Here is a 26,722-nt window from a genome sequence, read left to right as displayed (position 1 = left end):
GGGCGCGGTCGATCCTCTCAACTGCGAGCATCGCTCAAGCAAAGGTCGGTTTCTGGTATTCTACGCAATGCATTAGAGGGGCGACCGGCGCCGGCCAGGCTTGCCGCGGCGGTTCTCCATGGCGAGGGACTTCAGCCCTTCGGCTGCGGCAAGGTAAACGAGAGTAAGCCCGGCAACGGCGGCGAGGATGGGCAGAGGCAGCGCGACAAATCCGAAATAGCTGCCAAGCGGGCTCAGAGACAGGGCGAGCGCAATCGCGAGGGCGCCAAGCGACGTTGCTATGAGAACAGGATGAGGACTGCTTCGCCAGAGTGGTCGTGAGGTCCTGATGATGAAGATCACCAGGATCTGCGTCGCAATCGATTCAACGAACCAGGCTGTCCTGAACATCGCGATGTCCGCAGCGAAGACCCAAATCAGCATGGCAAATGTTGCGATGTCGAACAGCGATGAGAGCGGTCCCATGATGAGCGTGAAACGCAGGACCGATTTCATGTCCCAAACCTGCGGCGCGGCGAGTGTTTCCTCGTCGGCCCTGTCGAAGGGGATTCCGATCTCGGATAGATCGTAGATCAGGTTGTTCAGAAGGATCTGGAGCGGTGCCAGCGGCAGGAAAGGCAGCACCAGCGACGCAAGCGCCATCGACAGCATGTTGCCGAAGTTCGAACTCGTTCCCATACGGACATATTTCATGATGTTGGCATAGGTGCGCCGGCCCTCTGCCAGTCCCCCGGCCAGCACGCCGAGATCCGGCGCCAGCAGAATGATGTCGGCTGCCTGGCGAGCGACATCGGTCCCGCCTTCAACCGATAGACCGACATCGGCCGCATGGATGGCGGGCGCGTCATTGATACCGTCACCGATGAAGCCGACGGTATGACCATGCCGACGCAAGGCGCGCACGATCCGACTCTTCTGGTCGGGTGAGACGCGAACGAAGAGGTCGGCTCCTTCGGCTCGGGAAGCCAGGGAAATCTCGGACAGGCCGGAAATCTCCTCTCCCGTCATGAGGCCGCGGGTCGGCAGGCCCAGTGTCTCGACGAGGTGCTCGACGACCGGTGCGGCATCGCCAGAGATGATCTTGACGCGGACGCCCGCCTTGATGAGCTGGGCTACAGCCTCCGTCGCGGATGCCTTGGGAGGATCGAGGAAGGCGGCGCAACCGACAAAGGTGAGCCCGGCTTCATCGGTGAGTTCTGCATGATGGCAGCTGGCGGGCATGTCGCGTCTGGCGATCCCTAGCAGACGGAAGCCCTGTCGCCCCCTCTCGTCCAGCAGCGTCGCGATTTTGACCCGCTCGGTCTCATCAAGCGGCGTCACGATCCCGTCGGATGCCTCGATCTGCGTGCACAGGGCGAGCATCGCTTCTGGTGCGCCCTTGGTGATCAACTCAGAGGCGGTGCCGTGCGAAATGAGGACCGATGCTCGCCGCCGCTCGAAATCGAAAGGCAGATCGTCGACATGCGCCCAGCCGCCATCGAAACCTGTCGGCGCTCCGGCCAGGATCGCGTCATCGAGATTGCTGCGCATGCCGCTGGCAAAACGGCTGTTCAGGCGCACCAACTGTGCCGCGCGTGTGCTTTCCATGCCGTCTGCCCCAAAGCTGGCGACGTGCACGATTTTCGCCTCGGTCAAGGTGCCGGTCTTGTCGGTGCACAGGACGTCCATTGCGCCGAGATCGTGGATGGCGGACAACCGTTTCACCACGACCTGGCTCGTGGCCATCCGCACCGCTCCGCGCGCGAGGGTGACCGTCATGACCATCGGCAGCAGTTCGGGGGTGAGGCCTACTGCAAGTGCAACGGCGAACAGGAAGCTCTCGAGCGACAGGCCGTGATGAACAAGCTGCGTTAGGAGCACGAAGAGGACCAGGAACCCGGTGAGCCGCAGGATCAACATGCCGAGCGCATGCACGCCACGCTCGAACGCGGTCGGGGGCTCCTTCGCCTGGACGGAGCTGGATATCGCGCCGAAGCAGGTGGCACCGCCAGTCGCGACCACGAGCATGACTGCCTCCCCGCCGACGATACTGGTTCCGCCGAACAGGGCGTTGAAGGCGTCGGAGAGCGAAGCCCCTGAGGAAGGTCCCGGATGCTTTTCCACGGGATAGGGTTCGCCGGTCAGGAGTGCTTCGTTGGCGAGTGCGCCATTCGCGGAAAGCACGACGCCATCCGCGGGCACGAGTTCGCCGGCACGGAGTTCGAGCACGTCGCCCGGTACGATTTCCTTGACGGCGAGTTCCTGAAGCCTGCCATCGCGACGTACCGACGCCGTCACCGCGACCGAGCGCCTCAACGCCTCAATGGTGGTCTCGGCCTTGTGTTCCTGGGCAATGTCGAGCCCGATGGAAAACAGGACAATGATCAGGATAATGAGGAAGCTCTGCCAGTCTCCCGTGGCGCCCGAGATCGTGGCTGCAATGAGCAGGATGGCGATAAGGGGTTCACAAAGTCGCTTGCCTAGCTTGCCCACGAGACTGCGGCGCACGCCAGTGACAGCCAGATTCGGGCCATAGCGGCCCATTCGCGCGCGCGCCTCCTCGGAGGTCATCCCCTCCGGCCGCACATCGAGTACTCGCAAGATCTCGTCATTGTCGCCCGACCAGAAGGCGGGCACTCCATTGGCTGGTCCCGACCGCGTGGGCGCCTCTTTCGCGAGGCTCAGCGCACGATCCATTGCTCGCCCTCCTTGCGGTAGCTGTGCTTCACGGCCGCCCAGGCAATGCGGTGAGCGATTTCCTCGTGCTCCTCAGCGCTCCGGTCTGCGTAGCCTTCCCAGGCGCTGTTGAAAGCGGCGCGGTAGATTTCCTGAGCGTGGGCAGGCAAATGCGCCCGAACAGAAGCGGGAAGGTCTTCGAGCCTTGCATAAGGCATGAGGCGATCTCCCGTCAGTCGGATCCGGAGCTGGGACGGTGCATTGATCGCGAATGCGGCCCTGCACGTTCGGTTCTCGCGAGCTGCGCCTATGTGGCCCGCATTTCGATCCCTTGCGCGAGGTGGCGTCCTTTCCACGAACGCGCCGGGAAGCGTTCGATCAGCGGGCTTAACCGTGCACATAGAGCCCCGGCGCGGGGCCCAGTGCCTCGTCCCCGGGCGTGGCGACGCTCTGCGGTCGCGACGTCTGGCTGCTTGAGTGGAGGGCGAGCCAAGCAAACCAGTGAGGCCACCAAGAACCCTCATGGTATTCCGCCGCCTGAAGCCAATGCTCTGGTCCCTGATGCCGTTCATGCATCTTCGCCGTCGCGATCCGGACATGGCGATCTGCCCTGCTAGGCGGGGACACGATGCCCTGATTGTGGCCGCCATTCGTAAGGGCGAAGGTCACTTCAGCATCCGTCAGCATGTGCAGCTTGAAGACAGAGCGCCAGGGCGCGACATGGTCCCATTCGGTACCGACGGCGAAGATCGGGCGACTGATATCGCGTAAGGACACCGGGTGTCCGTCAACCAGGAGGCGTCCTTCCGCCAGGTCGTTGTTGAGGTAAAGCGAGCGCAGATACTCGCTGTGCATGCGGGACGGCATCCGTGTCGCATCGGTGGACCAGGCTGCGACATCGCCCATGGGCTCTCGCTGGCCGAGAAGATAGTGACGGATCATCCGAGACCAGATCAGGTCGTTGGAGCGCAGCAGATGAAATGTACTCGCCATGCGCGAGGCTTCGAGGATGCCTTGCTCCGACATCATGTCGTCGAGGATCGCCAGCTGGCTCTCGTCGACGAAGAGGCTCAACTCGCCAGCCTGGCGAAAATCGGTCTGCGCAGCCAGGAATGTCAGGGTCTCAATTCGGTCGTCGTAGTCACGCGCCATCGCGGCGGCCGCGAGACCCAGCAATGTGCCTCCGATACAGTAGCCGACGGCATGGGCCCGTCTGGCGCCAGTGATGGCCAGCGCCGTGGCGAAGGCAGGAAGCACACCCTGAACCCGATAGTCGTCGAGGCCGACGTCGCGATCGGCCGCGCTCGGATTCTTCAATGAGACCATGAACACCTTGAAGCCCGCGTCGACGAGATGTTTCACGAGCGAATTCTGTGGGCGCAGATCGAGAATGTAGTACTTCATGATCCAGGCGGGGATGATCACGACGGGCTCCGCATGCACCGCCGGGGTCGCAGGGGCATACTGGATGATCTCGGCCAGCGGCGTCCGATGGACGACCCGCCCGGGAGTGATCGCGAGCGTGTGACCGGGAACGAAGGCCTCTGCGCCAACCGGTGGCTGTCTGGCGAGAAGCCGCTGCAGATCCTCGAGCGCGAAGCTTGCACCGCGTACGAGATTGCTCCCGCCGCTCTTCAGCGTCGCATCCAGGACCTCTGGATTGGTCATCGGAAAATTGGAGGGAGCAACGAGATCGAGGGCCTGCCGGCCCACGAAGCGCAACAGTGCCATGTGGTGCTCAGTCGAACCATGAATGTGGCGGCTTGCCTCATCGAGTGTTCTCTCGCAGGCGAGCAGGGATTCCGCGAAGAGCGCGAACGGCCATTGTCGCCAGCTTGGGTGACGGAACCGCTTGTCCTGAGGCAACGAATGCTCGCAAGGCGAGCATTCGCCCCCCTTGGTCAACATCTGGACATTCAGCTCGGCCAAGCGACTGGCCTCCGACAGTCCGGTGATGGCGATCTCGGCCATTCGGGCGGGCGAAACCGATAGGTGAACGGCCCAATCGAACCAGGCCTCTGCGAGGCCCATAGGCGAGAAACCTGCGGCCATCCGGCCGATGCCGGCGTGCAGGAAACGATCCAACGGCTCTTCGGGACCAAGCCTGTCCTGTTGTGGTGGAGCCTCCGGCGGGAGGGGCGGCGCATTGGTCAAATGAGGAGTGGTGTTCGGATCAGTGAAGAGGGTGGATTCGACATTCATGTTCGAACTCCCGTCACCAGCGCACGCGCGAAACACAAACTATCAGTCGCAATCCGTTCGGTGGTTGACCTGCATCAAGGCGACCCTCGCCGGATTGTTCTTGATGATCGATACCCAGGCAGCGCTTGGTGCGCTGCCTTCAGAGGAGGCGAGACATGGTAGCTTCAACGAACCGCGCCAGCAGCCCCGACAAACTGGGTTTCCCGTCGTTTGGCTTCCCGGAGGGGATGGGCAAAACGATGCAGGCGCAATTCGCGACCGCCCTTTCCGTACCCCAGGCCATATTGGAGGCAAATCTGACTGTGGGGGCAGAATGGCTTTCCTTTATGGGGCGGCGCATGAAGGCGCAGGCCGAATTGTGCAATGCCCTCAGTCACTGCCAGGAAATTGGCGAAGCGGTCGAGGCGCACCGGAAGTTCAGCCAGGGCATCGCGAGCGACTACTCCACCGAGTTCGACCAACTGGCGACGATCATGCGCAAGGAAATGGCCGTCGTCACCGCGACCGCAACTGAGGCTGTCGAAGAAGCGGGCCGGGCAGGTAAGCTCGCGGCATAGACAGCATACGGCTGTGGCGCCGAAAGGATTCCTGATGCATTCTTGGCGTCGAGCGCAGGACCCTGTCCGTTCGTGGCCGAGAAACTCAGTAGCGCCTCAGTCGCGCCTGGAGGAGGCAAGCCATGTCCAGCAGTCTCCCCCTTGTTCAACGCGATAGCTGGCTTGTCGTGTGCGACGGCGCCAAGGCGCTCATCCTGCGAAATGATGGCGATGTCGACCGATTGCGGCTGCAGGTCCTTCACACGATGGAACGGCCGTCCGCCCCCGATCGCGAGCTTGGGACGGATCGTCCAGGTCGGGTCCATCAGTCTCTCGGCGAGGGGCGCAGCGCGGTTGAAGCAAATAGCCGCCACGCAGCTGCCGAGGTCTCGTTTGTTGGCGAGGTTGCACTCTTTCTGTCTCGACGAAGCGGCGTCGACCGTGTCAAGCGCATCATCCTGATTGCGCCGCCCAAGGTGCTGGGTGAACTGCGTCGCCAGCTGCTTCCGGCCGTGCAGGCTCTTGTCGTGGCGGAAATCGTCAAGGACCTGACGAATCTGCCTGTCGGCGAGATCGAGCGCCATCTTTTGAGGTGAACGGCTGATTGCCCTCCGCCGGAGGTGATTTTCACCGTGTCTGGCTTTAGTTCCGGGCCCTGGGCGAAGGCCGGCCCGGGGATCGCGAGAGCCGGATAGAGAGCGTGATCTGTGTCAATGCGAGCTGCGATAGGGCCGATAGGCTGAAACCATGAAGCGACAGCCCTCTCATTCTGCGATTTTGCTCCTCTTTGGCGCATGCCTTGGTATTATGGCGAGTGCCGTGAACGCGATGCCGGCGGATGCGCAACGCCCTGAGAATGCCCAGAGTGCGGACTTGGGCAAGAAAGTCGCTCAGCGTATCTGCAGTGGATGTCATGCTGTCGGGCGCACAGGTCAAAGTCCCAACCCCAGGTCGCCACGCTTTCCGCTCATCGCCGAACGTTACCCCGGCGGCAATCCCGCTCCCGTCTTGATTGACGGAACCGTGGTGCGTCACCCGGGAATGCCGGAGTTTCGTCTCACCGAAAGCGAAACCGACGGGCTTGTCGCCTATATCCGGCGGATTTCGCGAAAGTGGAGGCCAGAGTTCCGGTAAGGCCAGGCGTGTGCGAGCCAGGCTGCTGCGCAGGAGGATGGAAATGGACAAGCCTCTCAGGATCGCCTCGTTCCTCGGTCTGGTGGTGACCATGATCGGGATCGATGTGACGGCTGCGCAGAGTATCGGCGATGCTGCCGCTGGCCGCAATCTGGCCTCGACATGGTGCGCTGCATGCCATCGCATCACCGGGGAGGACCGAGATCGGGCCCGCACGCCTCCAGATTTCGGGGCGATAGCCGATACGAGCCAGCAGACCGAGCTCTCGCTCCGGGTGTTTCTCCAGACGCCTCACGGTCAAATGCCGCGCTACCAATTCAGCCGCTCCGAAATCGACGACATCATCTCCTATCTCCTGAGCCTCAGATCGCGCTGAGTCCGCCCTCGTTTCAGCGCAATGTCAGACGCAGGGGGCCGCAGCCCTTAGGATCAGACCGGCGCTGCGGAGTTGATCCAGGTCAACGGAACTGTCGGCTGCTGAGCTAACGATGATGATCAGCCTGGCGTGGAGCGTATCCTGATGAACGATCTGGGTCCAACCATTCGCCCATCCATGCGACGATCGGCCTACGAGATGAAGGCTTGGCCCGGTAAGGAGGCTGGATCACTTGCCGTGACCCCAATTCCATTGGCCACTTCTCCCAGCAGGCGGCAGCGTGCCCATTGGGGCGCCCATCTCATCGACTTGGGCTCAACCGGTCGCGCACGACGGGCTCTCCAGCCGAACGTCGGGGCATTCTCACTCCGAATACCAAAGAGTTTGCTGTTTATGCCACGATGCCGGAGCGTGGTCGCGGTTGGGCGCAAACGAACAGTCTCGTTCGAATAATAATCATATGTTCAGCCAGCCTTCATCTACTTCTCTAAATTTGTCTGGCTCGGAACCGCTGCCGAAGTCTCTCTTTCATTTTGTCTTTCGCATCAGCGGATGGCATCAATTATGGGTTTCCGTCATTTCTGTCGCTGTATTCCTCTTGAATGCCGCGCCAATCGAAATTCAAAGAAGGGTGATCGATACGGCGGTCAAAGGAGGGGCGGTCAGGGACATTCTCCTGCTTGTGACCGCACAAGCCGTGATCATACTCAGTTTTGGGCTGCTCAAGCTCCTCATGAATCTCTATCGAGCTTGGATTGGGGAAAGTGCGACCCGGGCCCTGCGCGTTGCGATCGACACTCGCCTTGCAACGCGCTCGGCCAAGTCACGACAAGACGGTAACGATGCCGTCGGTCTGTCAATGATTATGGCGGAAAGTGACGATGTTGGCGCTTTCGTCGGGTCCAGCATCAGTATCCCGATCGTGGAGATTGGGTTCTTGATCAGCGTCTTCAGCTACCTTTTGATACTGGAGCCGCGAATGGCGCTGGTGAGTGCAGCAATTCTCGCGCCGCAAATCGTTATTGTTCCATTGATTCAGAGGGCAATCAATCCAAGAGTTGCTGGTAGAATAGTTTTATTGCGAAAAATTGGATCTGATATTTTGACTGTCAGCAAATATGGCAGAGATAATCAGAATGACGACGATTTAAATATCGTATTTGATATTAGTATGGGAATATTCGCTTTGAAGTTCTCAATGAATTTTCTGATGAATCTGAGTTATAGCGTAGGCGGAATTCTAATATTGGGCTTGGGTGGCGTGCTTGTCGTCCGCGGTCAGACGGAGATCGCGACGGTCATTACCTTTCTTTCTGCGACGGGAAGGGTGGTCGATCCCTGGAATGACGTGGTCGATTGGGCACGGAACCTGGCAGTTTCAGTGGTGAAATACGATCTGATCGTCAATGGGTTCGCGCGCCTCGACACGGAGGAGGATTTCGCGAGCAGTCGATGAAACGTGACGCGGCGGGCGCGTGCGCGCATCTCGCTGGATCGAGCGATCCCGCGCGAGAGCGGGTGCGCGGCCGCGAGCGGGGCTCATGAATCGCGAGCTGGCGATAGTTCTCGATACATCGATCCGCCAGGGCTAAGATGCTTGCCTAGGTGTTTGCCATGCAGTTTGCCTAATGGGATCGTACGAATATCGAGCGGGCAGGTCGATCAGGCTAATATATTGATCAGCCTGATCGTATCCGGCCTTGCTCTCCAGAAATGACGGAATTTATTACCAGTAAATAAGTGTAGATGATTTCAGGGCGATGGTTTTCCGGTAAAGACGTAGCCGACCCCTCGCACCGTCTTGATGAGCGTCGGCCTCGTCGGGTCCTGCTCGATTTTCTTGCGCAGGCGTGAAATTTGGGCGTCGATCGTTCGATCGAAAGCTTCCAGCCTCCGCCCGTGTGTGATGTCCATCAGTACTTCTCGGGAGAATACGCGTCCGGGGTGTTTTGACAGCGCAGCCAGCATGTCAAACTCTCCGGTCGTGAGAACGATGTCAGAGCCGTCCGCCCTAAGGAGTTGGCGTCGTCCGAGATCGAGGCGCCAGCCATCGAAGCTGACGATTGCGCGATGGTCATTGTGATCAGGTGCTGTTGACGCGTGACGCCGGCGCATGACCGTACGCAGCCGTGCCAGTAACTCGCGAAGATGAAACGGCTTGGCGACATAGTCGTCGGCACCGATCTCGAGCCCAACGACCCGGTCGACGATGTCGTTCCGTCCGGTCAGCATGATGATCGGAACGTCGGAGTGGGAGCGGACTTCGCGAGCCAATCCGAGCCCGTCCTCGCCGGCGGGCAGGACGAGATCGAGCAGAATCATGTCGATCGAGGTTCGCTGAAGGCACTCGCGCATGCCCTGGCCGTTGGCGACCGCCGTGACGCGATAGCCCTCATCCTCAAAATAGCGGACCAGCATCTGCCTGATGCGCATATCGTCGTCGACGACAAGAAGATGCTCGTTCCGGGCTTGCTGTTCGGCCATGTCTGAGCTTCCGGATCACAGTCGTCGAGCCAGCGTACAATCCGTTACAATTTTATACCAACGGTAACTGGCCTATCGTTTCGTCGTCACTGAAGGGCGCTCAATTCTCCGGCTATGAGTGGTTATGCAGGGGAGTGTCATGTTAGCGGGCATCAGTGTTTCGTGCTTAGGCTTACCGCGCGGCAGCTTCCCGGACGCGCAGGTGTCAGCTCCTGACCTGGGGAGCTTGTTCAGGCGGCAACCCATCGAGAAGGTCGAGACTGGAGCTGCGGTCTTTTGGGAGGGAGACGAGGCAACGCATGTCTTCGAAGTTGTCGAGGGCGTCTTGCGCGTTTTCAAGATCATGAGCGATGGCCGCAGGGTGATTACCGGCTTCATCTATCCCGGAGATCTTCTGGGTGTGTCGCTCAAGGATCATTATCTCTATACGGCTGAAGCCATAACACCGGCAAAGCTGCGCCGCTTTGCCCGCTCCCGTTTCCAGGACGAGATCAATCGGTGCCCCGAGCTTCGCCCGCAGCTGTTTGCTCAGTTCTGCGACGAGATGGCTGCGGCCCAGGATCAGATGGTCTTGCTTGCTCGCAAGAGCGCCGAAGAGCGCGTGAGCAGCTTCCTGCTCCTCATTGCCCGCCGCCGGGCCGGAGGTCGGCCGACTTCGCCGTTGCTCGCGGTTCCGATGACGCGCTTGGATATGGCGGATTATCTGGGCCTCACGATCGAAACCGTATCGCGCAGCATGAGCAAGCTCATCGCCTGCGGCGTGATCGCGCCCAGCGGACGCAGCGCGATCATCATCCGCCAGTTGGCAAGGCTGGCAAGGCTTGCTGGTGAAGGGGATGGCGACGATGATGAGGATCGTCCGCCGACCATGACATCGGTGCGGCGCGCGGTCTGGCCTCACTGAGAGTTGATGCAATCCGCGGGGATGACGATGGAGTCCACCGTTACCAGTGACTTCAGTCTTGATGAGATCGTACGGATTCTCGATGGTGCCAATATTATCGTCCATGGCTTTGATGGGGTGATCAGCCGCTGGACATCCGGTTGCGCGGATCTGTACGGCTGGAGCCGCGAGGAAGCGGTCGGCGTCGTGGCGCATGACCTTCTGCGAACCGTCTTCCCGCGGCCGCTCGAAGATATCCGCGCCTACTTGAAGAAACATAATCTCTGGAAGGGCGAATTGACCCACCGACACAGGGATGGGCGTGCCATATCTGTCGCGAGCCATTGGGTCGCGGTGAAGTCGCAGAGCCGGGCAGGCTATTCGATCGTGGAGGTGAACATCGACGTAAGCGATCTGCGGCGCACGCAAACCGAACTCGCCGCCAGCTCCGCTCATCTGCGCTCGATCCTGGACACGGTGCCGGAGGCGATGGTCGTCATCGATGAAATCGGTACGATCCTGTCCTTCAGCGCCGCTGCCGAACGGCTCTTCGGATATGCGGCGGATGAGGTCTGCGGGTCGAACGTCCGGATCCTGATGCCGTCACCGGACCGGGAGGCGCATGATGGCTATCTCTCGCGCTACTTGGCGACCGGCGAAAGGCGCATCATAGGCTTCGGGCGCGTGGTGACCGGATTGCGCGCTGATGGAACCGAATTCCAGATGGAACTCGCCATCGGTGAGGCCGTCGCCGATGGCAGCCGTATCTTCACCGGCTTCGTCCGAGATCTGACGAGCCGGCAAAAAATCGAAGAAGAGTTGCGCCAGGCTCACAAGATGGAGGCGGTCGGTCATTTGACTGGCGGTATCGCGCACGATTTCAACAATCTGCTTACGGTCATCAGCGGCAATCTCGAGATGATCGAAAGGCGCATCGAGAGCGGGAGGCTGCACGATCTGGTGCGCGAAGCCCAAGATGCCGCTGATGACGGCGCCAAGCTGACGGAACAGTTGCTGGCCTTTGGCCGCCGGCAACCGCTCAATCCCAAGCTCATGGATGTCAGCCAACTGGTCGGCAACTTCTCAGCTCTCCTGCGTCGCACGCTTGGAGAGTCCATAGAGTTGCGCACGGTCGTGACGGGGGCGCCGCACCACGCTCTGATTGATGGGTCGCAGCTGCAAAACGCTCTGCTCAATCTCACCTTGAACGCCCGCGATGCGATGCCGCGTGGCGGGCGTCTTACGGTCGATGTTGCTTCGGTTCGGCTCGATGCCGACTATAGCCGCATTCATCCGGATGTGCGGACAGGAAATTACGTGCTGATTTCCGTCAGCGACACCGGAAGGGGCATGTCGGCCGAAACACAGCAACGCGCCTTCGAGCCGTTCTTCACGACCAAGGACGTTGGCGCCGGAAGCGGTCTTGGTCTCAGCATGGTCTACGGTTTTGCCAAACAGTCCGGCGGACATGTGCAGCTCTACAGCGAGTTGGGGCAGGGAACCTGCGTTCGGTTGTATCTGCCGGCAGCCACGAGAAGTCCTGTGCGTGCCCCTGGGCGAGCACCAGTCCCTGATGGACATAACAACCAGATTCCAGGGGGGACCGAAACGATCCTGGTGGCGGAGGACGATGCGCGCGTCCGCCATGTCGTCGTCGCCAGGCTGGAGGACGCAGGGTACAGGGTGCTGCAGGCCAATACCGGGGTAGAGGCGCTCCACCTGCTTTCGCAGCACCCGGAAATCCGGCTGCTCTTCACCGATATCATCATGCCTGGCGGCATAGCCGGGGATGAACTGGCGAAGCGAGCCCGCCGCATCCGGCCCGGAATCAAGGTCCTCTTCACCTCAGGATATGCGGAGCCCAGTATCGCAAGGCGAGAATTCGCCGCCGCGGGGAGCTGGCTCAGGAAGCCATACACCGCTCGGGAGCTGGCGGTCCGGCTACGGGAGTTGCTGAGCGACCCGATTTGAACAGCTTGCCATAGCAGGTTCTCATCGCAGTCCTCCGGCTCTGAGCGCGATGTGCTTCGTCTCCTGGAAATCGTGAAGAGAGGCGAGGCCATTCAGTCGGCCGATGCCGCTTTGCTTGAAGCCGCCTTCCTCGAACTCGTCGTGGATGGCGGCCCAATCATTGATCCAAACCGTGCCGACCTGCAGTTCGCGCGCGACACGGAGAGGCCGATCGACATCGCGGCTCCAGACGCTGGCGGCCAAGCCGAAATCGCTGTTGTTGGCGAGGGCGATGGCCTCCGCTTCGCCTTCGAAAACCTGGAAGGTCGCGACCGGTCCGAACACCTCTTCCTGGACGATCACCAGATTCGCATCGGAGACCTCGAGCAGTGTCGGTCGATAGAATGCCCCCGCCGCGAGTGCAGGCTCGCGCGGGATGCCGCCGCGGACGATGGCCTGAGCGCCCTCCGCCAGAGCTTTCTCCACCATCGCATCGACGCGGGCCACGCTTCGCCTGTCGATCAACGGGCCCATTTCGCTCCTCGGATCGGATGCCGGGCCGACTCTGACCTGATCCAGCCGCGCGCCAAGGGCCTGCCGCAGACGGTCAGCGATGCCGCGCTCCGCCAGGATCCGGCTTCCGGCCATGCAGAACTGGCCAGCGAAGACTGTGATGGCCTTCTCGAGTTGCGGGAGCGCTGCCGCGAGATCGGCATCGTTGAACACGATCATCGGCGTCTTGCCGCCGAGCTCGAGGCCGAAGCGCTTCAAGCGCGATGCGCCGGCTGCCGCGATCGCCCGGCCCGTGCGGGTGCTGCCCGTGAAACTGATCACCGGCACGTCGGGCGACTCGACCAGGAATCCCGAGCCGGAAATGCCGCTCTCGGAAAAGATGTTCACGACGCCAGGTGGCAACTCCGCAATCTCCGAAAGGATCTGCGCGACGAGAGCATTCACCTGCGCGGTCTGACCAGGCATTTTGGCGACGACCGTCGTGCCGGCGGCGAGGGCCGGGCCGAGGGAGCGCATCAGCAGGACGACCGGGCTGTTCCACGGCACGATGAGTCCGGCGACGCCGATCGGGTCGCGCAAGGCCATGGAATAAGCGCCCGGTCGAACCTCCAGAGCCCGGCCATGCTGGGAGAGCGCCAAGGCTGAGCAGTAGCGCAACTTGGGCGCGACCGTGGAGACTTCGAACCGGGCCTCAGGCAGGATCTTGCCATTCTCTGTTGCGAGCATCTGCGCCAGTTCTTCGGCGCGTGCTTCGAAGCGATCGGCGATCACATTGAGGGCGCGGGCGCGCAAGCTCCGGTCATCGCGCCAGGGGCTGTGCAGGAAGGCGTTTCGAGCGGCAGCAACGGCGCGCTTCGCATCGGCTTGCGTCGCGTCCGCGAAGGACCCGATGAGCCCGCCGGTGGCAGGATTGATGCTGGGGACGCGGTTCGCGCTGTCGCACCAGGCCCCGTTGATCCAGTTCATCGCATTCGGCAGATGTTTCACGACGATATCCTCCTGGCTCATCGGCGCGGGGCCGTGGCCGCAAACGCCTCAATCCAGTCCGTAGAGGCCAGGCACGGCCCGATCGACCAACACTTCGACGAGCCGCGGCTTCGCGCTGGCGAAGGCTTCTGAAAGAGCCGGCGCGAGGTCATCGGCGCGCGCGACGCGCACGCCCGCGCAGCCATGCCCGGCGGCGAGTGCCGGGAAGTCCAGGCCGGGCAGGTCGATGCCCGGTGGTGCGGCCCTTTTCATGAGTTGGCTGAAGGCGCGCATCGCGCCGTAGCCACCGTTGTTCAGAACCACCACTGTGATCGGGAGGCGGTGCTGTGCGGCGGTCCACAAGGCCTGGATGGAATACATCGCCGATCCATCACCAATCACGCAGATGACGGCTTGGGTTGGCCTGGCGAGGGCAATCCCAACCGATGCCGGCAGCGCGAAGCCCAAACCGCCGCTCGCCATGCAGTAGAAGCCGTTATCCCGAACCGGCAGATGCCGCTGGAGCGCTTCCTTGTGCGAGGGCGCCTCCTCCACGATCACGCCGCCGGGGTGACGCAGATCTGCGATCGTCTGCATGACGAAGCTCGCCAGGACCGGTTCGGTCGGGGCGATCCGCGGTGCCGGGGCGCGAACGGTGGCGGGTGGGCGATCGCGGAGCGGCACAGTCGCGAGCAGACCGGAGATCGCGGGACGCATCGTCGAGAGCAAGCTCACTCCACCAATGGCGGCTGCGGCGGCATCTGCATCGTCGGTGATGTGGAAGATGGGAGGCCCTGACCTGAGGCCTGCGAGATCGCCGGGAACGTGAAAGGTGAAGGCCGGGGCGCCAAGGATCAGCACCAGGTCGTGCCGTCCCAGTATCTTGGCAAGCGGTTCGGGGGCGGCGGGCAGAAAGCCGTTGAAGAGCCGGTGATCCTCCGGAAACGAGGCTCTGCTTGCCACCGGTGCGGCCCAGACTGCGGCGCCCAGACGTTCTGCGAGGGCAACGGCAAGTGCCGACGCTTCGTCCCGTGCGACCGCAGCACCGACGACGATGGCCGGGCGTTCGCTGGCATCGATCGCGTTGGCGAATGCCCGAAGACCTTCAGGATCGGGCCCGAAATCCCCGCTGGTTGGCCGGGCCTCGACGGGCTCGCAGGGAACTTGCCAGTCATCGGCAGGAATCGAGACGAAGGTAGGGCCGCAGGGCTTCTGCATGGCGATGGCGTAAGCTTGGGCGATCGCCAGCGGCACATCCTGCGGGCGCGCCGGTTCGCAGCTCCATTTCACATAGGGCTTGGGAAACTCCGCAGCCGAGGCGGCGCCGAGAAATGGGCGCAGCGGCAGCAGCGCACGTGCTTGTTGCCCGGCTGTGATGACCAGCGGCGTTTGATTTCGGTAGGCTGTGTAGATGCTCCCAAGCGCATGGCCGACGCCGGCCGCGGAATGGAGATTGACGAAGGCCGCCGAGCCGGTTGCCTGGGCATGGCCGTCGGCCATCCCGACGGCACTGCTTTCCTGCAGGGCGAGCACATAGCGGAAATCGCTTGGCCAGTCGTGCAGGAAGGCAAGCTCGGTCGAGCCGGGATTGCCGAACACCGTCGTCATCCCGAGCGACCGGAGAAGGGCGATCGTCGCATCGCGCACAGTGCCGGCCGGTTTTGTGAGGGCGGAGGGCAGGGCCGCGGACTGGTCTGCTGTCTGCATGGCAATTCCATTGGTTTGCTGCGGCCGCGTCGCGCGCCGATGCGAGCAAGCGTTGGTGAAGGCGGCGGCTTCGGCTCTTGCTCAGATCGCGCGAAGCCTGGTCTCTTCGGCAGCCATCACGGCGCCGATGGCGATGACCGAGACCAGGCTGAAGTAGATCAGGATGGGAAGAAGGCTGCCGCCGCTCCAGGCGAGCAGGCTCGCTGCGATGACGGGCATGGCGCCGCCGCCGAAGATCGTGCCGAACTGCCGCCCAAGTGATACCCCGCTGAAGCGAACGCGCGTGTCCGGGAACAACTCCGGATAGAAGCTCGAGGTGACGCCGATATGCATCGGCTGGATGAGCGCCCCGGGAATGGCCGTGGCCAGTACGACCAGCAGGGTGTCGCGGGTCTGCAGCAGCGGAAAGAAGAGGAAGGCCACATAGAGCCCGGCCAGGACGAAGCCGGTGCCCAGCACCACCCGCCGCCCGATACGGTCCGACAGCGCGCCGAACAGCGGCACCATTGCGATGGCAATGACATTGCCGAGCAGGACGCCGCGCAGCAGCGTGGCCTGATCGATGCCGAGCGTTTTCACCCCGTATGAAAGGCCGAAGATGGATGTGAGATAGAACACACCGGACTCCGCCAGGGCGCAGCAGAACACGATCAGTGCCGGCCGCTTGTAATTGTCGAGCACCTGCAACAGCGGTACCCGCGCAGGAGGCGTCCGCGTCGCTTCGAATACGGGCGACTCTTCGACCTTGAGCCGCACGTAGAAGCCGAGGCCCACGAGCACGATGCTCAACAGGAAGGGCACGCGCCAGCCCCATGTCAGCAGGACGTCGCTCGGCAGCGCGGCGGCAAAGGATACGACCAGTGTCGCAATCACGACGCCGGCGAAATTGCCGGATTGGGCGATCGAGGCGAAGACGCCGCGTTTGCCTTCAGGCGCGCTCTCCAGCATCAGCACCGGCGCTCCGGTCGACTCACCGCCAAGGGCGAAGCCCTGCAGGAAACGCAGGGCCAGCAGGAAGCCCGCCGCCCAGATTCCAATGGAATCATAGGTCGGCAACAGGCCGATGGCCGTCGTCGATAGACCCATCAAAATCAGCGTCGCCGCCATGACCGGCTTTCGGCCGAGACGATCGCCGAAGTGACCGAAGAACAGGCCGCCGAGAGGTCGTGCGACAAAGCCGACGGCAAAGATGCCGAGCACGGCAATCATGCCGGCGACCGGGTCCGCATGCGGGAAGAACAGTTTATCGAAGACGAGAGGCGCCAGGAACCCGTACAGCATGAAATCATACCATTCGATCGCTGACCCAAGGAAGCAGGAGAGGGCGACCTTCGTGCGATCCTTGTTGAGAAGCGCAGATTGACTGTTCAGTGCTGCGACCGACATGGCGTTCCTCTCTTGCATAGATTTTCTTCTTCGCAATGCTGCCTGCCTGCGAAGGATCTATCGTTGCAATGAGAATGGGTGTGGGCCTCGCTCCGGGTCGAGCGGTATTTCGTCAAGCATCGTTCGCATTCGGGAAACTGCCGCCGGGGTGGAGCGGAGCGGGCTTCGCCGACAATGGAACGCCCGGAGAGCGGGCGCCGGGGAGGGCGTCTCAGGAGCTCGGGCGGCGGCTGGAGTTCGCGCCGGTCTGTCTCACTCGATCGCGAGCATATCGACGAGAGCAGTCAATGCCGGAGTAAGAACGGCGTTGCGCTGGGTCGCCAGATGCAGGTTGCAAGGCGCCCAGTCTTCGGCAAGCGGGATGTCGACAAGGCCTCGGCTTGCAATTTCGCGCGCCGCGCTGCGCATCGGCAGCACCGTAATGCCGAGACCGCCCTGGACCACCCGGCAGATCGACGCGATGCCATGGACGCGGACGCGCGTAGACAATTCCGCGCCATGGCTTGCGGCCTCGCGGGCCAGCAAATGCCCGATTGCCGAGTCCGGTGGCAGAACCCAATCCTGGTCGAGCAGATCGGCAAGGCGAACAGCAGCCGCGCCCGCAAGAGGATGCTCGGGGCTGACGACGATCCCGAGTGCGTCGCGACGATAGGGTCTCAGGCGCAGGCCTGGGCTGGATTCCGCACCCAGCAGGATACCGAGCTCGGCCCGCCCATTGAGGACGCTCTCGGCAACTGCATTGCTGGTGAGTTCCTCGACTGAGAGCCGGACATGGGGGAAGGCGCCGAGAAACCTCCGCAACTGCTCCGGGAGGTCATGGAATAGCGCGGGCCCCGAGACGGACAGTCTGATCTGCTCCAGGACGCCGTCCGTGATGTCACGCAACTCGTCTTCAAGCTCGTCGACATCGGCAAGGATCCTGTGCGCATGCGCCGCGATCGCCCGGCCGGGCGCCGTCAGCCCGATCCCGCGGCCTGTCCGCTCGATCAGGCGGAAGCCGAGCGAGTCCTCGAGGAAGCGAATCCGACGGCTTGCGGCCGAAACCACAATGTGAAGTTCCTCGGCGGCCAGCGAAAGGTTGCCATGGCGCTCCACGCCCATGATCAGTTTCAGGGTCTTGAGGCTAAGCCGGTCATTGAGTTTCACCGAAGCGACGTCCCTCGAAGCTGGCAACGAGCCGACGGCCGTTGCCATTAGGTGGAGATATCTTGTCAAAATCTCAAAATATGGGAAATTGACTCATCCATTATCTTAATAATATCGCTATTCCAAGAATGGAGTAGCAAAATGATGCTCACCGCCTTGCAAGCCAGCGCCTATCTGCACCACCTCAATCTGAGAACGCCGGATGTGAAGCGGCTCGCCACCTTCTATGCGGAGGTCATGGACATGGAGCTGATCCGGCTGGATGGGGAAGAGGCGCTGCTGGTGGGGCAAGCGGGCGACACGGTCGAGGTCTCGATCGAAGGGATAGGTCGGCTGACGAATCCGATCGTCTCCGAAGCCGATCCGGACCGGACATGAACGCGCTCGGCCGCTTCGTCAGTCTGCTTCGGCTGTTCCGGGAAACAAAGGGAAGCTGGACGGTTCAGGACATGTCGGAGGCGCTAAGCGTGCCGGCGAGCACCGTCTATCGCACCGTGCGGGAGCTGGTCGGCGAGGGGTTTCTCGAACCGGCCTACGAGGCGCATTATCGTCTCGGCCCCGCCTTCGTCGAATTCGATCGGCTGGTGCGCCTGACCGATCCGCTGGTGCGCGCCGGGCAGTCCCGCCTGCATGATCTGATCGCGCAGGCGGGTGTCCCCTGTGTGGCGTTGCTGGCGCGTCTCTATGGCGACACCGTGCTGTGCGTCGCCGACGAAGCCGTCGGAAATCTACCGGCGCGGCCATCCTATGAACGCGGTCGGCCCATGCCGCTGACGCGAGGCGCCACGTCCAAGACGATCCTGTCATTGGTCCCGCCCCGACGGCTGGCCCGGCTTGTGGCGGGGAGTTTCGGCGGGCAGCCCGGCGCCGACCAGGCCGATCTGCCCATGAAGATCGCCGAACTGCGCGATCTGCTGGCCGGCATCCGCAAGCGCGGCTACTGCATCACGCGCGGCGAGATCGACGAGGGACTCGTCGGCATTGCCCTCCCGGTCGCGGTGCCGGAGCTCGGCATTGCCGCCAGCATCAGCCTCGTTCTCGATGCTGCCAGCCTGGACGAAAAGCTCGAGCATCGACTCGTGCTCCTGCTCGTCTCTTCAGCCAGCCTGCTGGGCGATCGGTTGTCCGGATCTCGGCTCGACGGAGCGGACGTGTCGCAATGATTCAGGAATGCGATGTCGCGATCGTTGGAGCCGGTCCCACTGGACTGACCCTGGCCAATCTGCTGGGACAGGCTGGCCTCGACGTCATCCTGGTCGAGCGCAATTGCAGCACGGTGCAGGAGCCACGGGCGGTCTCCATCGACGACGAGTCGCTGCGTACCATGCAGGCAACCGGCCTGCTCGATTCGGTCCTGCAGGATGTGGCCCTGGACTACGGTTCACATTATTTCACCCGGGACGGGCGTTGCTTTGCCAAGGTCGAGCCGGCCACCCGGGAATATGGCTTTCCGCGGCGCAACGCTTTCACCCAGCCGAAGCTGGAAGCCGCGCTACGCCGGGGGCTCGACCGTTTCCCCAATGTGGTGACGCTGTTCGGCCATTCCTGCGAGACGGTGGCGGAAGATGGTTCCGGCGTGTCGCTGTCCCTTCGTTCTGGAAGCGGCGGCGGCATTGCCATTCGCGGCCGCTATCTGGCGGCCTGCGACGGTGCCAGCAGCGCCTTGCGCAAGGTCGTCGGTGCAACGCTCAGCGGCTCGACCTATCGCCAACGCTGGCTCATCGTCGATCTGGCCTCGACCCGGGAGCAGCTGCGCCAGACGCGGGTCGTGTGCGATCCCGACCGCCCCCTGATCACATTGCCCGGCCCGGACGGAATCCGCCGCTACGAATTCATGCTGCGCGACGGCGAAGACGAGGAGCGCGCGGCTCACCCCGACCATGTGCGTGCGCTGCTCGAAGCCCACGGGCCCGATGCCGACGCACGAATCGTCCGTCGCCAAGTCTACGCCTTCCATGCCCGCATCGCCGATCGCTGGAACACGCAACGCATCTTCCTGGCCGGCGATGCGGCGCATCTGTCGCCGCCATTTGCCGGCCAGGGTATGAACAGCGGTGTCCGCGATGCGCATAACCTTGCCTGGAAGTTCGCCGAGGTGATTTCGGGACGGCTCGGGCCGGAGCTTCTGGCGACCTATCAGCGCGAGCGGGCACCGCATGCATGGGCCCTGATCCAGCTCGCCATCAAGATGGGGCGGGTGATGATGCCGACCTCCCGGCGGCAGGCGGCCATGATCCAACTCGGCTTTCGGCTTGCCCAACTGGCGCCGGGGATCCACGCGCATTTCACGCAGATGAAATACAAGCCCAAACCCTTCTATGAGAAAGGCTTTGTCGTTCCCGACGATGGCGGAATGCGTCTTGCCGGACGGATGCTCCCGCAACCGCTGCTCCAGATGACGGACCGCCGCTATCAGCGGCTGGACGATGTCATGGGCGGCCAGTTCGCGCTCGTCGCCTATGGTCCGGATGCACAGCGCATGGCGGCGACGGCCGAAGGCTTCGGGCTTCGCTCGCTCCGTCGCGTCGCGGTGCTGCCGACCACCTTCAATCCCTCTCAAGACCGCCCTGACGTTTCCGCCGGACGCGACACTGACGGGCATATGAGCTCGCTGTCGCCGGCTGGGCGCAACATCCTGATGCTGGTCCGGCCGGATCGTTATGTCGCCGCGGCCAGCGTCGCGGAAAGCGCATCGATCGCCCGGATGGCGCGATCGATGCGCGATCTTGCTGGCCAAACCTGGAATGCGACCACGTCCGCCACTGGTCCGGCTCCTGCAGAACCCGAGGTTTCCACCCGATGAGCACCGCCGACACGCACGCAGGACCACGGATGACCGCCTTCGAGCGGCGCTTTTCGCGCTATGCCAACCGCATCGTACCATCTGCCATTCGTGGCCTTGCGACCATGCCGAAGGCGGCCGATTGCGTGTCGTTCGGACCTGGTGAACCCGATTCCATGCTCTTTCCCGTTGCCGAGATCCGCGACAGCCTGGCCAGGATCCTGTCGAAACCGGAAACGGCGCGGGCTGCGCTGCAATATGGCGCTAGCGAGGGCGATCCTGCCTTGCGCGACCGGATCAGCGCCTACATGCGCGCCAAGGGCGTGCAATGCGACAGGCATAACATTCTCCTCACCAATGGCGCGCAACAGGCGCTCGATCTCGTCGCCGAGCTGCTGGTCGAGCCCGGGGCGACCGTGCTCGTCCAGACGCCGACCTATCCCGGGGCGCTGCAGGTCTTTGCCGCGCACGGCGCGCGGATGCGCGAGCTGGAAGCGGCACGGGCCGGGACTCACGATCGGCCGGCGCTGATCTACGCGATGTCGAATTTCCACAACCCGACCGGAGCGACCTTGTCGCTCGCCCAACGGCGCGAACTGGTCGCCTTGGCCGGTGAGCTCGATACGATCCTCGTCGAGGACGACCCCTACGAGATGCTGCGTTATGAGGGCGAGGCGTTGCCGCCGCTGCTGGCGGTCGACACGGAGGCCCGCTCGATCGAGGACGCGCGGACGATCTATCTCGGTACATTCTCCAAGGCGGTCGTGCCGGGCTTTCGTGTCGGTTGGCTGGTCGCCCCCCGTGCGGTGGTCGCGAAACTTGCTCTCATGAAACAAAGCGAGGATCTGCAGGCGGGTACCCTTGCCCAGGCCTGTCTCCTCGATCTTTTCGACAGCATCCTCGACACACATGCTGGCCGGCTTCGCGACGCCTATCGCATTCGGCGCGACACGATGCTGGCGGCGCTCCAGTCGGAGCTCGGCAACCGCGCCAGCTGGATCGTTCCCCAGGGAGGCCTGTTCATCTGGCTGAACCTGGAAGCGCATCTCGACATGCATGCCTTGCTGAGCCGTGCGGCTGAAGTCGGAGTGACCTATGTCCCCGGCTCTGCGTTCCAGCCCGATGGGCAGGGTGCGGCAGCGTTACGCCTCAGTTTTTCAGCTGCACCTCTCGATCGGATGCAGGACGGCGTGCGGCGCTTGGCGCAGGTGCTGGGGGACAGCGCGCCGGGGGCCGATCGGGGCTGACGCGATGAGGTCCGGCCTGGCGTTTCGGGACGTGTTCGCGGCGTGCTCGATCCTCGACGGCACTTGAATCACGCAGTTGCTCTCCGCCTGCGCGTGCCGCGCCCTCTCGCGGGCGGCAAGTTTGACCAACAGGTTCAGGGAAGGGGAGAGGGCCTGTTTCCCTCTGTCTCAAACGAAGGTTGCATTCTGTGGCCAGCGCCCCTGGCCGCCAGGGTATCCTGGCTGGCTGACGGGGGCGCTAGATGCTCTCCGCCCCAGACTGGTTGGGCACGATGACAGCCTCATGGGTGGGATCAACCAGGTCGCGCATCCTCTGCATGGCCAGGTCGCACATGGTCAGGAGGCGTTGCTCTGGCACGCCATCCCGCGCTTGCACGGAAAGGCCGTGCATCAGCGCAGTGACATAGTCGCCCATCGCGTCGGTGTCGGTATCCTGTCTCAGCTCGCCGGCGCGTACGGCTTGCACCAACCTGTCGACGATGGTCGCCGTTTGCTTCAGGCGGCGTTCGGCCAGCCATTCCCGCACGCGGTCATTCTCGACGGCGCAGTTGGTCGCGGCCGATACGACCATGCAACCCCATGGGCGTCCGGGCTTCGTGTAGGTCTCGACGGCGTCGCGTAGCATCCTTTCGACGGCCTTCACTGCGCTCGGCTCCTGGGCCAGCGCTCGTGCGACGAAGCTGCCGTCGCCTTCCTCGTAGAGCCCAACCGCCTCCCGGAACAAATCCTCCTTCGAGCCGAAGGCTGCGTAGATGCGTGCCGAGGCAAGACCCAGCGCCGCCACCAGATCAGCAATCGACGTTCCCTCGTAGCCGCGTGCCCAGAATGCGTCGCGAGCCCTTTCAAGCGCCAGATCTCGATCGAACTCCCGTGGCCGCGCCATCGATGCCTCCATTCTTTGATGATCGGTAAATAATTCGCTTGACTCCGGTTGGCAAGCTTTCATTCTTTGTCGATCAACAAAGAACGAGGAAGCGGAGACACGCATGAGCGCATCGGAACTGGCATCGCTGCCCGACGGATCATCGGTCAGGGGAGGTCTTGGGGGAAAACGCGGCGCGACATTGGCGCTGCTCGCCTTCGCGCAACTGATCATCGCACTCGACCTCAACATCGTCTTCGTCGCGTTGCCGGAGATCGGCGCGGGCCTGGGCTTTTCGGGCCAGACCCTGCAATGGGTGGTCAGTGTCTACACGGTGTTCACCGGTGGCTTCCTGCTGTTCGGCGGCCGGGCAGCCGACCTGATCGGCCAGCGGCGAATGTTCGTCTTTGCCCTTTGGCTCTATGCGCTGTCGTCATTGATCGGTGGCTTGGCCTGGAGCCCTGAAGTCATCATCCTGGCGCGCGCGGTTCAGGGTATCGGAGGCGCATTCCTGTTTCCGGCGACATTGTCCCTGGTCAACCGCCTGTTTGCCGAGGGGCCGGAGCGCAACAGGGCACTCGCTGTCTGGGGTGGCGCCGGAGCAAGCGGCCTCACGATCGGTTCGATCGCCGGTGGTCTCCTCACCAGTGCCTTTGGCTGGCCCTCAGTGTTCTATGTCAATGTCGCGCTCGCCGGCATTGCCATCGTCGCGGCATTCCTCGTCATCCCGCGGGACCCGAAGCGGCATGAACGCCGCAGCTTCGACCTGCCGGGCGCGCTGACTGTCACCGCCGGGGCGACACTGCTCGTCTTCGCGCTTGTGCAGGGGCCGGAATATGGCTGGGGTTCGGGCAGCATCATCTGGAGCTTTGTCCTGGCTGCCGCCCTGCTCACCGCTTTCGTGGTGATCGAAGCACGGAGTGCCGATCCGCTCATGCCCTTGCGCTTGTTCCGCAATCGCAGCCTCCTGACCGGAATGACAATCACATTCCTGTACATGGCGACATTCGGCACACTGCCCTATTTTCTGACGGTGTTGTTCCAGAACGTGCAGGGTTTCACAGCTCTTCAGACCGGGCTCGCGTTTCTGGTTCCCTCGATAGCGATTGCGGTGGGGACGCAGGTCGGCGAGCGGTTGGCTACGCGGCTTTCGATCCGCTCCACGCTGATTGGCGGCATGGCCGTGGGGGCTATCGGAACGGCATTGATGGTTCCCGGTGCTGCTGCGGAAAGCAGTTACCTCATCATCCTCCCAGGGCTGATCATTTCCGGCATAGGTCAGGGTGTTGTCTGGACCGGCATGTGGATTGCGGCCGCTTCCGGCGTTCATCATGACGAGCAGGGCGTCGCCTCGGGAATGGCGTCGACAACGCTGAATGTCGGTAACGCCATTGGCCTTGCGGTTCTCATCGCCGTTGCCAATTCCCAGGTCGGCGGATTGGCGGGCGACGCGTTGCGGATCGCCGTGGCCGAGGGCATCCAACGGGCGTTCTGGCTGGCAGCCGCGGGCATCGTCCTCAGCATTATCGTCGCCCTCGTTGCGCAACAGAAGCAGCCGAACGCTGACAGCGTGTGAACCCTGGACGTCGCGGTGCGAAGCGGAGATGGCGCGTCGTGCGCCATCTCGAGCCTTCGGCACGATGTCGCATGGCGCCATCTTCGGCTCATGCCCTCGATCGCTTCAGTCATGAGGCGGTGGCTTCTTGGGTTTCAGATGAGGCCAGCCGTGCCTGGGACGAACGGCGAAGCTAGCGCTCGCGTCTTCGGGGCTGCGGCATGCTGCTGACCGTGAGGGCCTGCTTGCGGACTGATCCGGGGAGCTGCCGGTTCGACTGATGGCGCGTTGTCTCGGTTCATCCTAAGGAGTAACGAAGCGATCGTAGCGATTCTGCGGATAATGCGCGTGCTCGGAAAGCCGTTTAACACCGTAAGCCACGCGTTGCCGACCCAGATCGCCGCCCGGGTGACGGAGTTCGGCTTCGGCGAAGCTGCGCACTTCTTCGGTGATCCACATCGCTATCTGGGCCGTCTCGACCTGTCCCGGCTGCAGCTCAATTCGGACGTGGCGCTCGAAGCCTCCGACGCGCACGCGGCGATCAAGGCACCGATCGCGGGATGATGGACCGCGCAGTTGTTCCGGCGTTCGGGCAGGTTCTGTTTGCGGTCGCGCTCGGGTATGCGGGGGTGGCTGGTGCCGCGGTTCTGGCCACAGCGCTCGTTGGCCGTCCCCTTGGCTTCGATGCTCGCGAGACTGCGTTCTTTCTGAGCGTTGGGCTTGGCACGGTGTTCGCAGTCGGGGCGATGAGCGATCTACCATGGCGGCGTGCATCGGCCCTTTCGTGGCCGGCGGATCGGCGCATCGTCATCCGGTTCGTGGCCGTGTTGCTGCTCGTACTGGCTATCGAGGCGACCGTCGCGGCATCGGGGCTGCTAGGGTCGCTCGAAGACATCAAGGCGATGTCCAGCTCGGAGCGCAGTTGGCTCGGTTTTCTGAATGCGGTGCTGCTCGCCCCCGTGGTCGAGGAAGCATTGTTCCGTGGGCTGCTGTTCACGCGGTTGCGCCAGCGCTTCTCCGCATGGCCGGCCTTGGTGATCGTGACGCTGGCCTTCGGACTGCTGCATATCGAGAACGGGCTGCTGCACGTCGTATCGGTTCTGCCGGCTGGCGCGTTCCTGAGCTATGCACGCGAGGTTTCCGGCGGAATCGGCCTACCCATTCTGCTGCATGCCTGCATGAATCTGGCGATCGTAGTCGCGGGGACCTTCCTATGACCCTTTCCATCCGTCMAGCCCGACCCGACGAGGCCGGTCTCGTCCTGACCTTCATCAGGGAGCTCGCCGAATACGAAGAGCTTCTGCACGAGGTTGCGGCCAGCGAAGAGCAACTCGCGCAGGCCCTGTTCGGGCCAGATCCCAAGGTCGCCTGCGATATCGCCGAATGGGAAGGTGCGCCTGCGGGATTCGCCGTCTGGTTCTATACCTATTCGACCTTCTCGGGCCGCCATGGCATCTGGCTCGAGGATCTCTATGTCCGGCCTGAATTCCGCGGCAAAGGCATCGGCAAGGCCCTGATCGCAGGGCTGGCGAAGCGCTGCGTCGACGAGGGGCTGCCGCGCCTGGCCTGGTGGGTGCTGAACTGGAACGAGCCCTCGCGCGTGTTCTACCGCTCTCTCGGCGCGAACGCGCAATCGGAATGGACGGTCAAACGCCTCGACGGCGACGCGCTGCGGCGGTTGGGAGAGAGCGTGTGAGCGGACCTCAAGCCCTTCCCATCGTGATCATCGCCGCCGTCGCCGATAATGGCGTGATTGGTGACGATAATCGCCTGATCTGGCGGCTGAAGACGGACCTCAGGCATTTTCGTGGCCTGACGCTCGGCCGGCCGGTGCTGATGGGGCGAAAGACCTTTCTCTCGATCGGAAAGCCGTTGCCGGGGCGCGAGACCATCGTCCTGACACGCGATCCCGGTTTTAATGCCGACGGCGTTCATGTCGCGCATGGCCTCGACGAGGCGATCGAGGCCGGTCAGCGGCTGGGCCTCGCGATGGGCGCGGATTCCGTCACTGTTGCGGGGGGCGCCGAGATCTACGCCCAGGCCTTGCCGTTGGCCGATCGGGTTGAACTGACCCAGGTTCACGCTGAGCCCGAAGGCGATGCCCTTTTTCCGGTCTGGGACAGGGCGGCGTTCGAGCGCGTGAAGCAGGAGAACCACCCTCGCAGTGCCGATGACGAGCATGCTTTCACCTTCGCGACCTTTCGCCGCCGGGCCTGAACGCTGTTTCCGTTGACGATGAAGGGCTTGCGTCGTTGACGAATCCGTGTCCGATGACCAAGTCACGGACACGCGTTCCCTAAGGGCGCTGACAAACAGCCGCCGTTCGCCTATGGCACGT

The 26,722-nt window shown here is 62.9% G+C and carries 25 protein-coding genes; 16 read left to right on the top strand and 9 right to left on the bottom strand.

Features of this window, described 5'->3' with window-relative positions; all coding sequences use genetic code 11:
• Positions 1 to 72: 72 nt before the first annotated feature.
• The 3 genes from mgtA to AC1DGP_RS04490 all read right to left on the bottom strand — a co-directional run bounded on the left by mgtA (position 73) and on the right by AC1DGP_RS04490 (position 4,857).
• Complete coding sequence (mgtA, locus tag AC1DGP_RS04500; RefSeq protein ID WP_441505359.1) at positions 73 to 2,676, bottom strand: magnesium-translocating P-type ATPase; 2,604 nt, start codon at positions 2,674 to 2,676, stop codon at positions 73 to 75.
• A complete protein-coding gene (locus AC1DGP_RS04495; protein WP_441505360.1) occupies positions 2,661 to 2,873 on the bottom strand; it encodes a ChaB family protein in 213 nt (70 codons plus the stop codon). Before AC1DGP_RS04495 ends, mgtA begins: the two co-directional genes overlap by 16 nt.
• Positions 2,874 to 3,042: 169 nt before the next feature.
• On the bottom strand, positions 3,043 to 4,857 hold the full coding sequence (locus tag AC1DGP_RS04490) for a PHA/PHB synthase family protein (protein ID WP_476831768.1): 1,815 nt from the start codon (positions 4,855 to 4,857) through the stop codon (positions 3,043 to 3,045).
• 155 nt (positions 4,858 to 5,012) lie between these two features.
• On the opposite strand from AC1DGP_RS04490, the gene AC1DGP_RS04485 reads away from it, so the two are divergent.
• The 5 genes from AC1DGP_RS04485 to AC1DGP_RS04465 all read left to right on the top strand — a co-directional run bounded on the left by AC1DGP_RS04485 (position 5,013) and on the right by AC1DGP_RS04465 (position 8,359).
• The gene (locus tag AC1DGP_RS04485; RefSeq protein ID WP_441505362.1) at positions 5,013 to 5,414 is read left to right on the top strand and encodes a hypothetical protein; all 402 of its coding nucleotides are present in this window, start codon (positions 5,013 to 5,015) and stop codon (positions 5,412 to 5,414) included.
• Between the two features lie 122 nt (positions 5,415 to 5,536).
• The gene (locus tag AC1DGP_RS04480; RefSeq protein ID WP_441505363.1) at positions 5,537 to 5,989 is read left to right on the top strand and encodes a baeRF12 domain-containing protein; all 453 of its coding nucleotides are present in this window, start codon (positions 5,537 to 5,539) and stop codon (positions 5,987 to 5,989) included.
• 151 nt (positions 5,990 to 6,140) lie between these two features.
• Positions 6,141 to 6,527, top strand: a complete 387-nt coding sequence (locus AC1DGP_RS04475) for a c-type cytochrome (protein ID WP_476831767.1) — start codon at positions 6,141 to 6,143, stop codon at positions 6,525 to 6,527.
• A gap of 43 nt (positions 6,528 to 6,570) precedes the next feature.
• Positions 6,571 to 6,903 carry a c-type cytochrome gene (locus AC1DGP_RS04470; RefSeq protein WP_441505364.1) on the top strand — a complete coding sequence of 111 codons (333 nt, stop codon included), beginning with the start codon at positions 6,571 to 6,573 and terminating at the stop codon, positions 6,901 to 6,903.
• A 460-nt stretch (positions 6,904 to 7,363) separates the two neighbouring features.
• On the top strand, positions 7,364 to 8,359 hold the full coding sequence (locus tag AC1DGP_RS04465) for an ABC transporter ATP-binding protein (protein ID WP_441505365.1): 996 nt from the start codon (positions 7,364 to 7,366) through the stop codon (positions 8,357 to 8,359).
• A 296-nt stretch (positions 8,360 to 8,655) separates the two neighbouring features.
• Here the strand turns inward: AC1DGP_RS04465 and AC1DGP_RS04460 are convergent, their stop codons facing one another.
• The gene (locus AC1DGP_RS04460) at positions 8,656 to 9,387 is read right to left on the bottom strand and encodes a response regulator (RefSeq protein ID WP_441508468.1); all 732 of its coding nucleotides are present in this window, start codon (positions 9,385 to 9,387) and stop codon (positions 8,656 to 8,658) included.
• Between the two features lie 139 nt (positions 9,388 to 9,526).
• Between AC1DGP_RS04460 and AC1DGP_RS04455 the strand changes: the two genes are divergently transcribed.
• Both AC1DGP_RS04455 and AC1DGP_RS04450 read left to right on the top strand, forming a co-directional pair.
• Entirely contained in the window at positions 9,527 to 10,291 is a 765-nt protein-coding gene (locus AC1DGP_RS04455; RefSeq protein ID WP_441508467.1) for a Crp/Fnr family transcriptional regulator, read from the top strand.
• Positions 10,292 to 10,312: 21 nt separating this feature from the next.
• On the top strand, positions 10,313 to 12,241 hold the full coding sequence (locus AC1DGP_RS04450) for a hybrid sensor histidine kinase/response regulator (protein ID WP_476831766.1): 1,929 nt from the start codon (positions 10,313 to 10,315) through the stop codon (positions 12,239 to 12,241).
• 21 nt (positions 12,242 to 12,262) lie between these two features.
• Here AC1DGP_RS04450 and AC1DGP_RS04445 read toward each other — a convergent pair whose 3' ends face one another.
• The 4 genes from AC1DGP_RS04445 to AC1DGP_RS04430 all read right to left on the bottom strand — a co-directional run bounded on the left by AC1DGP_RS04445 (position 12,263) and on the right by AC1DGP_RS04430 (position 17,938).
• A complete protein-coding gene (locus tag AC1DGP_RS04445) occupies positions 12,263 to 13,720 on the bottom strand; it encodes an aldehyde dehydrogenase family protein (protein ID WP_441508465.1) in 1,458 nt (485 codons plus the stop codon).
• A gap of 48 nt (positions 13,721 to 13,768) precedes the next feature.
• Positions 13,769 to 15,406: a benzoylformate decarboxylase gene (gene mdlC, locus AC1DGP_RS04440; RefSeq protein ID WP_476831765.1), complete on the bottom strand. Its 1,638-nt coding sequence runs from the start codon at positions 15,404 to 15,406 to the stop codon at positions 13,769 to 13,771.
• Between the two features lie 81 nt (positions 15,407 to 15,487).
• Positions 15,488 to 16,792 (bottom strand): MFS transporter, encoded by a 1,305-nt coding sequence (locus tag AC1DGP_RS04435; protein ID WP_441508463.1) that lies wholly within the window; start codon positions 16,790 to 16,792, stop codon positions 15,488 to 15,490.
• A 252-nt stretch (positions 16,793 to 17,044) separates the two neighbouring features.
• Positions 17,045 to 17,938 (bottom strand): LysR family transcriptional regulator, encoded by an 894-nt coding sequence (locus tag AC1DGP_RS04430; protein WP_441489275.1) that lies wholly within the window; start codon positions 17,936 to 17,938, stop codon positions 17,045 to 17,047.
• Between the two features lie 141 nt (positions 17,939 to 18,079).
• Here AC1DGP_RS04430 and AC1DGP_RS04425 point away from each other — a divergent pair, with 141 nt between their 5' ends.
• The 4 genes from AC1DGP_RS04425 to AC1DGP_RS04410 are packed head-to-tail and all read left to right on the top strand — an operon-like array spanning position 18,080 to position 21,967.
• The gene (locus AC1DGP_RS04425) at positions 18,080 to 18,316 is read left to right on the top strand and encodes a VOC family protein (RefSeq protein WP_476831764.1); all 237 of its coding nucleotides are present in this window, start codon (positions 18,080 to 18,082) and stop codon (positions 18,314 to 18,316) included.
• The gene (locus AC1DGP_RS04420; protein ID WP_476831763.1) at positions 18,313 to 19,101 is read left to right on the top strand and encodes an IclR family transcriptional regulator; all 789 of its coding nucleotides are present in this window, start codon (positions 18,313 to 18,315) and stop codon (positions 19,099 to 19,101) included. Before AC1DGP_RS04425 ends, AC1DGP_RS04420 begins: the two co-directional genes overlap by 4 nt.
• A complete protein-coding gene (locus tag AC1DGP_RS04415; RefSeq protein ID WP_441508459.1) occupies positions 19,098 to 20,741 on the top strand; it encodes a bifunctional 3-(3-hydroxy-phenyl)propionate/3-hydroxycinnamic acid hydroxylase in 1,644 nt (547 codons plus the stop codon). The genes AC1DGP_RS04420 and AC1DGP_RS04415 overlap by 4 nt, the downstream gene beginning before the upstream one ends.
• 29 nt (positions 20,742 to 20,770) lie before the next feature.
• Positions 20,771 to 21,967, top strand: coding sequence for an aminotransferase-like domain-containing protein (locus tag AC1DGP_RS04410; protein WP_476831762.1), 1,197 nt, complete (start codon positions 20,771 to 20,773; stop codon positions 21,965 to 21,967).
• A gap of 238 nt (positions 21,968 to 22,205) precedes the next feature.
• On the opposite strand, the gene AC1DGP_RS04405 is transcribed toward AC1DGP_RS04410, so the two are convergent.
• Positions 22,206 to 22,955, bottom strand: coding sequence for a TetR/AcrR family transcriptional regulator (locus tag AC1DGP_RS04405; protein WP_476769036.1), 750 nt, complete (start codon positions 22,953 to 22,955; stop codon positions 22,206 to 22,208).
• Here AC1DGP_RS04405 and AC1DGP_RS04400 point away from each other — a divergent pair.
• The 5 genes from AC1DGP_RS04400 to AC1DGP_RS04380 all read left to right on the top strand — a co-directional run bounded on the left by AC1DGP_RS04400 (position 22,954) and on the right by AC1DGP_RS04380 (position 26,601).
• On the top strand, positions 22,954 to 24,405 hold the full coding sequence (locus tag AC1DGP_RS04400; RefSeq protein ID WP_476831761.1) for an MFS transporter: 1,452 nt from the start codon (positions 22,954 to 22,956) through the stop codon (positions 24,403 to 24,405). The two genes, AC1DGP_RS04405 and AC1DGP_RS04400, sit on opposite strands and share 2 nt — an antisense overlap.
• A 327-nt stretch (positions 24,406 to 24,732) precedes the next feature.
• Positions 24,733 to 24,948, top strand: a complete 216-nt coding sequence (locus AC1DGP_RS04395) for a thymidylate synthase (protein WP_476831760.1) — start codon at positions 24,733 to 24,735, stop codon at positions 24,946 to 24,948.
• Positions 24,945 to 25,601, top strand: coding sequence for a lysostaphin resistance A-like protein (locus AC1DGP_RS04390; RefSeq protein ID WP_476831759.1), 657 nt, complete (start codon positions 24,945 to 24,947; stop codon positions 25,599 to 25,601). The genes AC1DGP_RS04395 and AC1DGP_RS04390 overlap by 4 nt, the downstream gene beginning before the upstream one ends.
• Entirely contained in the window at positions 25,598 to 26,080 is a 483-nt protein-coding gene (locus tag AC1DGP_RS04385; protein ID WP_476831758.1) for an N-acetyltransferase family protein, read from the top strand. Before AC1DGP_RS04390 ends, AC1DGP_RS04385 begins: the two co-directional genes overlap by 4 nt.
• Entirely contained in the window at positions 26,077 to 26,601 is a 525-nt protein-coding gene (locus tag AC1DGP_RS04380) for a dihydrofolate reductase (protein ID WP_441489264.1), read from the top strand. Before AC1DGP_RS04385 ends, AC1DGP_RS04380 begins: the two co-directional genes overlap by 4 nt.
• The last annotated feature ends 121 nt before the right edge of the window (positions 26,602 to 26,722 follow it).

It is taken from the genome of Allobosea sp. 05T433 (genome assembly GCF_056396065.1).
Note: the sequence above shows the minus strand (reverse complement) of the source record. Positions and strands in the feature narration are given on the sequence as shown.

Coding starts and splice junctions, on each gene's coding strand:
- mgtA (WP_441505359.1), bottom strand. CDS start 2,676: ATGGATCGTGCGCTGAGCCTCGCGAAAGAGGCGCCCACGCGGTCGGGA.
- AC1DGP_RS04495 (WP_441505360.1), bottom strand. CDS start 2,873: ATGCCTTATGCAAGGCTCGAAGACCTTCCCGCTTCTGTTCGGGCGCAT.
- AC1DGP_RS04490 (WP_476831768.1), bottom strand. CDS start 4,857: ATGAATGTCGAATCCACCCTCTTCACTGATCCGAACACCACTCCTCAT.
- AC1DGP_RS04485 (WP_441505362.1), top strand. CDS start 5,013: ATGGTAGCTTCAACGAACCGCGCCAGCAGCCCCGACAAACTGGGTTTC.
- AC1DGP_RS04480 (WP_441505363.1), top strand. CDS start 5,537: ATGTCCAGCAGTCTCCCCCTTGTTCAACGCGATAGCTGGCTTGTCGTG.
- AC1DGP_RS04475 (WP_476831767.1), top strand. CDS start 6,141: ATGAAGCGACAGCCCTCTCATTCTGCGATTTTGCTCCTCTTTGGCGCA.
- AC1DGP_RS04470 (WP_441505364.1), top strand. CDS start 6,571: ATGGACAAGCCTCTCAGGATCGCCTCGTTCCTCGGTCTGGTGGTGACC.
- AC1DGP_RS04465 (WP_441505365.1), top strand. CDS start 7,364: ATGTTCAGCCAGCCTTCATCTACTTCTCTAAATTTGTCTGGCTCGGAA.
- AC1DGP_RS04460 (WP_441508468.1), bottom strand. CDS start 9,387: ATGGCCGAACAGCAAGCCCGGAACGAGCATCTTCTTGTCGTCGACGAC.
- AC1DGP_RS04455 (WP_441508467.1), top strand. CDS start 9,527: ATGTTAGCGGGCATCAGTGTTTCGTGCTTAGGCTTACCGCGCGGCAGC.
- AC1DGP_RS04450 (WP_476831766.1), top strand. CDS start 10,313: ATGACGATGGAGTCCACCGTTACCAGTGACTTCAGTCTTGATGAGATC.
- mdlC (WP_476831765.1), bottom strand. CDS start 15,406: ATGCAGACAGCAGACCAGTCCGCGGCCCTGCCCTCCGCCCTCACAAAA.
- AC1DGP_RS04435 (WP_441508463.1), bottom strand. CDS start 16,792: ATGTCGGTCGCAGCACTGAACAGTCAATCTGCGCTTCTCAACAAGGAT.
- AC1DGP_RS04425 (WP_476831764.1), top strand. CDS start 18,080: ATGATGCTCACCGCCTTGCAAGCCAGCGCCTATCTGCACCACCTCAAT.
- AC1DGP_RS04420 (WP_476831763.1), top strand. CDS start 18,313: ATGAACGCGCTCGGCCGCTTCGTCAGTCTGCTTCGGCTGTTCCGGGAA.
- AC1DGP_RS04415 (WP_441508459.1), top strand. CDS start 19,098: ATGATTCAGGAATGCGATGTCGCGATCGTTGGAGCCGGTCCCACTGGA.
- AC1DGP_RS04410 (WP_476831762.1), top strand. CDS start 20,771: ATGACCGCCTTCGAGCGGCGCTTTTCGCGCTATGCCAACCGCATCGTA.
- AC1DGP_RS04400 (WP_476831761.1), top strand. CDS start 22,954: ATGAGCGCATCGGAACTGGCATCGCTGCCCGACGGATCATCGGTCAGG.
- AC1DGP_RS04405 (WP_476769036.1), bottom strand. CDS start 22,955: ATGCGTGTCTCCGCTTCCTCGTTCTTTGTTGATCGACAAAGAATGAAA.
- AC1DGP_RS04390 (WP_476831759.1), top strand. CDS start 24,945: ATGATGGACCGCGCAGTTGTTCCGGCGTTCGGGCAGGTTCTGTTTGCG.